We start from the raw sequence: 2949 nt of genomic DNA on the forward strand, positions 1-2949 counted from the left end.
GGGCGTCGTGTGAGTCCGGGCCCGGCACTGAGCGGTCCCGCGTGCGAGCAGGTCGCGGCTCGGGGTTGCGGCCTCGGGGCGACTGGCTGGCCCCGCCGTCAGCCTCGTTGTGCTCCCCGCCAAGGGGGCACGGACGCTCGACGACCGGTCCCCTCGATTTGTGTAGACGCAGTAGAACCCGCGGTGGGACTCGCTGCTGATTCCCGGGCTCTCGTCGGTGGAGGTCGGCGCGGTCGACGAGGTCGGCGCGGTTGGCTAGGCGCTTGTGGGGCCGGAACAGTCGGAGGCAGACTCCACGAGCCCCAGGGCGCCTCCTTATGTTGGGCGGCCGATGAGGCCTGGCAATCGTCTGTCCCAGCCGCCGGGAAGGGCGGTTAGTCCATGTCCGCCTTTCCCTTGGTCATTCTCCTGCTTCTCTGGGTTTACGCTGTCTGCGAGTCCTATGCCAGTTATAGGAGGATTCCTAGCGCTGATCGCTTCGGAGAAGCGCTGCGACAAAGTGGCATCTATCCCTCCTTGACGCTGCTTCTCACTGTGGGGCTGGGGTACCTCCTGGCTCTCGCCGCGTTTAATTCTCAGGGTCGCCCGATGCCTGCAGCATTGCACGTCATGCTGACCATCACGGCTGGCGTATGCCTGCTTCTTGTTCTCAGCGTCCTCACGATCGGGAGACCACGCGTGCTGGCGCCCACACCGGATACCAGTGGTTTCCCGCTGCAACTATTGCTCCAGTACATCTGGCGGCGTCGTCAGAAACGCCCGGGCAGCCGTTGACAAGTGCCAAGCGACAACTCTCGCGCCGGTTCGAGCCGTCCTATGCAGCTGGCCCCACGCCAGCGTGACGGGATCCTGGCGAGATCGCATGCTCCGCCCTGGCCTCAGTCGAAGCTCGGACTGATACCTCAACGACGGTGGCGGCGGGTGATCAAGCACCTTTGTATCCGGTAGGCATCGCGGCACCGCGGCCGTTATCCGGATGCTCGTGCCCGTCCCGTGCCCCCGGGCGGGCGGGAGCTGACGAAGCCACAGGTCAGGGGCGGTACCCCAGACGCTCTTGAAAGCCGTTGAACAGGTAACCATTCCTGTTCCGTGGGTTCGAATCCCACGCCCTCCGCAAAACAGACGATCCACCCGAATGGCGAGCTGGTCAAGACGCGCCTTGCGGTTGTCCACAGGTGGCAGTGGCGAGTGAACGCCGCTGGGCTGGGCTAGGTCGAAAGGCAGCTTGACTGCTACGCCGCACTGTCGGCAGGCGGTTGCCTCGCCCGGCGCGGTGCCTTGGTCCGAGCGCACGACAATGGCCTCGGGCCGCAGCCGCGTACGACTCTGCCTCGGTCGCCTCGGTCGCCTCGGTCGCCTCGAGCAAGTCGCGCCAGCCCTCGAGCGTGGCTGCCGCTTCCCCTGCGGCGGCGTCCGCGGTCTGCACGCCCCCCGGGGTCACCGCCCGCCAGTGCTTCGCCCACGACTTCGCCGGGCGCATGAGCGCCGCCTACACGGTCCAGACCAGCACCGCCTGCAGCGGCACCGCCGCGACCGGCGCGGTGGGCAGCGGCCTCGCCGGTGCGTACAACCTGTCCTACGCGTTCAACGGCACCGGGAACCGCACCACCGAGACCGACAGGACCGCGCTGCGGGCGTGGACGTCGGCCTACCCGGCCGCCGGGTCCAGCGTGACCGCGAGCGGTGAAGGCCCGGGAATAGGGGGCCCGCACGCCCCCACGACCATCACCTCCGCCCCCGTGACCGTGAACGGCGCAACGGGCACGGGACCGACCCTGACGTTCTCCTACGCCTACGACGCGGCCGGGAACATGGTCCGCAGGCCCGTGGACATCGACTCCACCGCCAGCCACGCCCACCGCCACGTCCAGGCCCTCGCCTACAACGCCGAAGGCCGCCTGGACACCCTCGCCGTCCACGACACCACCGCCACCTCCGGGACCGTCCAACCGGCCACCCCCACCACCGGAGCCAGCAGCACCCTGCGCGGCTGGGCCGAGTTCGACTACGGCCCCAGCGGGCAGCGCCTCCTGCGGGTGCAGGACCCGGGCGCCACCAGCAGCGTGCCCGCCGGTGCCTCCGCCCAGCGGGAGACCACCCTCACCATCGGCGACACCGAGCTCACCGTCCGCCCCGCCCGCACCGCACTGCCGAGCGGGACCACCGGCGCGGGCGAGACCGAGGTCGTCGCCCGCCGCAGCGTCGCCGCAGGCCTCGCCACCGTCGTCCGGGAGGCCGTCACCCGCAACGGGGCCCTCGTGGAAGCACCGCGCCTACGGGTCAGCGGGTCCGACCACAACGGCACCGCCACCGTGCAGATCGACGCCCGCGACGTCACCCAGACCCCCACGCCCACCACCGGCACCGACCCGCACCGGGGAGGCAACGGCCTCGCCGCACCGGAGGTGACGTACCGGTTCACCGACCCCTACGGCGACCCCCTCGACACCCGACCCGCCGGAACCACCGGCACCGGCAACGGGGCACTCGGCGGGCACCTCAGCGGACAACCACCAGCCGGCAGCCCCGGCAGCCTGCCCGGCCGTTCCGGCCTCGCTCCTGACAACACAACCCCTGGGTGGGTCGGAGAGACCGGCTTCGTCGGCGGCACCATCGACCTCCTCAGCGGCCTCACCCAGATCGGCTACCGCGCCTACGACCCCCAGGCGGGCCTGTTCACCGCGACCGACCCCGTCGTCGACACCGCCAACCACCGCCAGCTCGCCGGCACCTACGGCTACGGCGCCGCCGCGCCCGCCACCTGGTCCGACCCCACCGGACTCGAGCCGTACCCGCACCACAAGCCCGGGGTCGGATTCAACGACAGCAACAAGACCTACCCGCCCTACGGCGGCAAGACCCCCAGCTCGAAGAAGCCGCCGCCCTCTCCGTCGCCTACCAGTGTCGACAAGGGATCCGGCTACTCCGGCCCGTCACACAGTGCGGGGG

General features: G+C 70.3%; 1 protein-coding gene. It reads left to right on the forward strand.

Annotated features, from left to right (window positions below; all coding sequences use genetic code 11):
• Positions 1–1385: 1385 nt before the first annotated feature.
• Positions 1386–2949: RHS repeat-associated core domain-containing protein (locus ACTUAL_RS21340; RefSeq protein WP_440901491.1), on the forward strand; the 1564-nt coding region annotated here is incomplete at its 3' end.

It is taken from the genome of Actinosynnema sp. (genome assembly GCF_052038725.1).